This is a genomic window from Pantoea sp. Morm, assembly GCF_016643525.1.
In the GTDB taxonomy this organism is placed as follows: Bacteria; Pseudomonadota; Gammaproteobacteria; order Enterobacterales; family Enterobacteriaceae; genus Pantoea; species Pantoea dispersa.
On record NZ_VOQX01000167.1, the window covers coordinates 1 to 4,609 of the forward strand.

Annotated in this window: 7 protein-coding genes; 5 read left to right on the plus strand and 2 right to left on the minus strand. The window is 54.6% G+C overall.

Annotated features, from left to right (window positions below):
• Positions 1 to 214 precede the first annotated feature (214 nt).
• The 4 genes from FT726_RS26065 (at position 215) to FT726_RS26080 (ending at position 3,048) form a co-directional block, all read left to right on the plus strand.
• Complete coding sequence (locus FT726_RS26065; protein WP_346303718.1) at positions 215 to 448, plus strand: KTSC domain-containing protein; 234 nt, start codon at positions 215 to 217, stop codon at positions 446 to 448.
• Between the two features lie 448 nt (positions 449 to 896).
• On the plus strand, positions 897 to 1,421 hold the full coding sequence (locus FT726_RS26070; protein WP_346303719.1) for a phospholipase D family protein: 525 nt from the start codon (positions 897 to 899) through the stop codon (positions 1,419 to 1,421).
• 28 nt (positions 1,422 to 1,449) lie between these two features.
• Positions 1,450 to 1,707 carry a hypothetical protein gene (locus FT726_RS26075; protein WP_346303720.1) on the plus strand — a complete coding sequence of 86 codons (258 nt, stop codon included), beginning with the start codon at positions 1,450 to 1,452 and terminating at the stop codon, positions 1,705 to 1,707.
• Positions 1,708 to 1,731: 24 nt separating this feature from the next.
• Entirely contained in the window at positions 1,732 to 3,048 is a 1,317-nt protein-coding gene (locus tag FT726_RS26080; protein ID WP_346303721.1) for a DUF1173 family protein, read from the plus strand.
• A gap of 108 nt (positions 3,049 to 3,156) precedes the next feature.
• Here the strand turns inward: FT726_RS26080 and FT726_RS26085 are convergent, their stop codons facing one another.
• Positions 3,157 to 3,456, minus strand: a complete 300-nt coding sequence (locus FT726_RS26085; protein WP_034822938.1) for a helix-turn-helix domain-containing protein — start codon at positions 3,454 to 3,456, stop codon at positions 3,157 to 3,159.
• Positions 3,453 to 3,803: a type II toxin-antitoxin system RelE/ParE family toxin gene (locus tag FT726_RS26090; RefSeq protein WP_346303722.1), complete on the minus strand. Its 351-nt coding sequence runs from the start codon at positions 3,801 to 3,803 to the stop codon at positions 3,453 to 3,455. Before FT726_RS26090 ends, FT726_RS26085 begins: the two co-directional genes overlap by 4 nt.
• A gap of 631 nt (positions 3,804 to 4,434) precedes the next feature.
• Between FT726_RS26090 and FT726_RS26095 the strand changes: the two genes are divergently transcribed.
• Positions 4,435 to 4,609, plus strand: a 175-nt coding sequence (locus tag FT726_RS26095; protein ID WP_346303723.1) for a helix-turn-helix domain-containing protein, incomplete at its 3' end; no start/stop codon positions are given.

Sequence of the window (4,609 nt, forward strand, 5' to 3'; positions counted from 1 at the left end):
GGGCAGCGTGAGGCCGTAACAGTAATGGTCACGGACGTTACAGGCTACAGTGAACCTCCGGTGGGCTCAGGTTTCAGGGCGGGCGGCCGATAACTCCCGCGTAAGCAGAATAATAAATCGGTTGTTTTCATTCCCTGAACGGGGAGCCGCGTGCCGGCACCCCATTTTTTTGGACGGCGGCCACGTGCGCGATCGCCAGGACAGGAACCACAGCATGAACAGGCATGAAGTCACGTCTCAGCTGTTTCGCAGCGCGGGCTACGATCCGACCACCGGCGTGCTGGAGCTGGAGTACCGGAACGGCGCTTGCCGGCGCTGGCTCGCGGTGCCGGCAAAGGTGTATCAGGCGTTCTGCGCGGCTGCGGACGCTGACGCATTTTTCAGGAGCAGCATCGAGGGCCGCTACCTTTCCCTGCGGGGCAGCCTCAGCCTGCGGCGCGGCGTCTGACGCCATCATCTGCGCATACGCCTCATAATCTTCAGTGGCCTGCTGCCGCCAGCGGCGCACCGGTGCCCGGCGTTCAGCGCGCGCCTGGTACCCGCTCCGGCGTTGTCCCGCTGCCCGTGAAAGGGTCTCCTGCACCCATGTCCAGAACGCACGCCCTGTGTGTTGTGTCACGGTGTAACCCGCTTTTTTCATGATTTTACGGGCGACGTTTTCATTCCATCTGCGGATGAGCGAAAAGGCGCCACGAATATCGCCGCGTGACGTCATGATATTTAATTCGTGAAACGTATTCATATTATCTTCCCCCTGATACTTTACTGTTATCGTCATATTGAGAGGATTCTTCAGTGATATATTGATATTTAAAGGGAAATAATAAAAAACGTTATATATAAATAAATTTTAAATGATAGAATAATTAACCCCTGTTAAAATCCGGTGGCTGACATTGAAAAAATACGCATTAATAATTGCGTCACTGCTGACCCTCCCGGTTATTCATGGTGCAGAGGGCTCCCTCACGGCCGGTTTTTCCCCCGGAGGGACGGCGCTGGATCTGATACTGCAGTTGACCAACCGCGCGCGGCAGAGCGCCGACGTGGCGGCCTATGACTTTACCAGCCGTCCGGTGGGGCAGGCGCTGTCAGACGCCGTCGCGCGGGGTGTGAAGGTCAGGCTGGTCGCCGATGAAAAGAAAAGTCGTGACCGCTGGTCTCTGGTGGGACAGCTCGCGTGCGCTGGCGTGGACGTCCGCCTTAATGGCATGTACAGCATCATGCATAATAAGTTCATGGTGACCGACGGCAGCGCGGTGGAAACCGGCTCATTTAATTACACGTCTTCTGCCGAAAAAAGAAATGCGGAGAACGCGCTGGTCATTCAGGATGAACCCGTTATCACCCGTCAGTATCAGGCAGAATTTAACCGTCTCTGGAATGAATCCGTGCCGGTGACCTGTCCGCGGACTGAATGAAATAAATCAAAAGGAGAGGGAAAATAATATGACAACATATGAAACAGCGTTATTCCTGACCGCCGGCATTGTCTCCGGCATCTTCCCTTTTATTCTCTCCGCTTACAGCGGTGGAAGCAGGACGATTATTCTTCAGATTATTGCAGGTCCGCTGGCCACCATTGGGTATCGCGGGCTTGCCAGCGTTACTCAGCCTGACGTGCTGGCTCTCTCCCTCTGTGCGGGACTGGTGCTGCTGACCGCTGTACTCTTCCGGATCAACCGGGGTGAAAAGACAATCGCATGACTGCGGCGCGGGGAGGCTCAGCTTATGGCGGCAAAGAAAATATACCCCGTCCGGTTCGCCGGGCTGCGGGGCACGCGGGAGTGCGATGCGGCGTTCCGTACCGCTGACCCGGAGCAGTGGCAGCGCTGGCTGAAACACGCGCGCGATAACAAGGCCACCACGGTAGTGACCTGCCTGTGCCAGGCCGGTGAGGAAGACACGCAGCGCCGGCGCCTTAAGGTACATCTGTCACAGAAAACGGACCAGTGCTGGCTCGCCTCATGGGCCTTCTCCGGGCACGAGCACGCACCAGACTGCCGCTTTTACTCCGTCTGGCCGGATGAAAGGCAGGCTGCTATCTATGCGCCCGACGTAGTAAAAGCCGCGGCGGATGGCCAGCTTGTGGTCCGCCTGCCCACCGGCCTGCAGAAGAAAGACGCTCAGGAAAGAAAACCGGAAGCGCTCCCGGTCAGCACCGGACCCGTTAAGCGGCGACGGCAGCCCTCGATGCGCCTGCTGGGGCTGCTGCATCTGCTTTGGGAGCAGTCCGGCATCAACGTATGGCACCCCGCGTTTGACCGGAAAAAACGCTATCCCGGCTGGGTCAGCTGGCGCCTGAATGAAACGGCCGGACGCATCCGCATCGGCCGGATTCCGCTGAGACAGTCGCTGATGCTGATGGCCATGAAAGATTCCCCACAGGTGGCAGAGAACCGCCGGATTGCTAAGGAAGCAGCCGGAGATTCACGGCGGCTCATCATCATTTCTCAGCTGGCCGCGTGGAGCGATGCGGCCGATGAACGGCTGCAGTACACGATTCCGCTGGGGCTGTTTGCAGGCTTTCCCTCACTGGACCTTCCTGATGACGTCAGGGCCCGCCTCAGCAGAAGCTTTACGCGTGAGCTGAGAGACTGGCGCCAGGGTGCCCGGGTGGTGATTATCTGCGAAACCGAGCCGCCGGAAACCGCTTTTATCCGCAAAGACGGTCGTAACGTGCCGCGCAGCAGCTGCAGGATAATCGACGCGGCGCTGATGACCGTCAGCCCGCGCTATATTCCGCTGAACTCCCGCTATGAGGGAATGGTCGAGGCACGGCTGTGGGAGGAAAAGCGCGCGTTCATCAAACCGCTGCGCTACGACGGTGAAGAGGACGTTTTTCCGGACTTCGTGCTGACCGATGTGCCGGGAACGGAAGCGCTCCCCATGGAAGTGTTTGGCATGAACACACCGGAGTATCTGCAGCGTAAGCGGGTCAAAGCAGCAATATACGACCGGGAATACGGTGCTGGCAGGTGGTGGCAATGGGAAGCGTCAGGCGATCATGGGAGCCATTACATGCCTGAATTCCCCTCAAAGAAATAGCATTATGATTTAAAAATGGATGTGTATTAATATTAATTTAATTATTTTCTGATACTGTTTTCAGCGTATCTGTCTGGCCCGAATCAGGCCAGACTGTGAATGTGCGTATCAGATGTGAAAGGCTATGCGCTTCCCGGTTGGCAGCTCGACATCAAGACTGAGTTTACCTCCCATCGCCTCAATGTACCGCTTGAGCGTAGCAACCTTCAGGTCGTTTCCACGCTGCTCCAGTTGTGTAATGGCAGGCTGGCTGATACCCATGGCTTCAGCTACGTTTTTCTGTGACAGCTGCAATTCCTCCCGCATCATCTGTAACCCGGTTTCAAGGATCATCTCGTCAGCGATATCCTGGATGCGGGCCTGACTCTCAGGAGAGCGTGCAGCAATTACTTCGTCAAGCGTTCTCATTTTTTCCCCTCCATTGCGTTCAGGTGCGCAGTAAACTCATCATCGGCGATACGAATCATGCGCTCGTAAAATTTCTTGTCGTTACTTTTGTCACCAGCACAAAGCACGATGGCCCGTCGGGTCGGATCAAATGCAAAGAATGCCCTGACCGGTATACCGCCATACTGTACGCGGAGTTCTTTCATGTTCTTATGACGGGAACCCTTGACGGTGTCGGCATAAGGCCGGGACAAAGCCGGGCCGTACGTCCTTAAATTAATAAGGTCGGCCAGAACCTTTTCCTGCAGGCCGTCTTCCTGTTCATCCAGCCAGGCGTCAAAGAGATCGCCAAAGAGTACTGTCCACATAGTGCGTCCTATAAGTTACAGCTTATAGATACTGAGATTATAAGCTTTAGCTTATTCCGTCAAGGGCGCACTGGTGTAATAAAGTGGTACCTGTCTGGGTAATGACATTTCGCCTTCTGCAGGGGACTGAGCCGTTATCTCTTAGGGCCATATGCCAGATACTTATGATTCCTAATTGCAGAAAAAGAGCAATTACGGTGGCTGCCCAACAGCGAAAATGAGCTCTGGTTCAGCCTCTTCTGTCGCACTGCTTGATGTATAGATGCAAACTGTAAGTTACCCGACAGGCCACCCGGATGGGTGGCTTTTTTCATGGCAATTGCTATAGCCAAGGCTTGACTACGGGAAACAGGTCACCGATTTACTGATGATTTTTTATATAAGGTCGGATGCAGGACTTGCCCAGATTCACAAAGTGTCTTAACACTGGATCGCAGAACGGCAAGCAATCTGGTCTTACAATAGTGTCCTGTATTATAGTTAAACTATTGATATTTAACATAAATAGCATTAACCGCACTTTGAATGTTACTCCAATTTGATAATGTCACTTTTTAGCTAGTTCATAATGTCACCCAGATGCGGCGCGTTTGCCACCTTTTCTGGGAGATTTCTGCTGATGCTGGTGACCATGTCGAACAAAGAACTTCACCGTCTTCCCGTCATTCAGGCTGTGATTGAAAAACGTCTGCGTCGCCGTGATGCGGCCTCTCAGCTGGATCTTACCGAGCGTCAGGTTCAGCGGCTGATGAACCGCTACCGCGAGTCTGGCGCCGCCGGTCTTACCAACGCGCGTCGCGGCAAGC

Coding starts and splice junctions, on each gene's coding strand:
- FT726_RS26065 (WP_346303718.1), top strand. CDS start 215: ATGAACAGGCATGAAGTCACGTCTCAGCTGTTTCGCAGCGCGGGCTAC.
- FT726_RS26075 (WP_346303720.1), top strand. CDS start 1,450: ATGACAACATATGAAACAGCGTTATTCCTGACCGCCGGCATTGTCTCC.
- FT726_RS26080 (WP_346303721.1), top strand. CDS start 1,732: ATGGCGGCAAAGAAAATATACCCCGTCCGGTTCGCCGGGCTGCGGGGC.
- FT726_RS26085 (WP_034822938.1), bottom strand. CDS start 3,456: ATGAGAACGCTTGACGAAGTAATTGCTGCACGCTCTCCTGAGAGTCAG.
- FT726_RS26090 (WP_346303722.1), bottom strand. CDS start 3,803: ATGTGGACAGTACTCTTTGGCGATCTCTTTGACGCCTGGCTGGATGAA.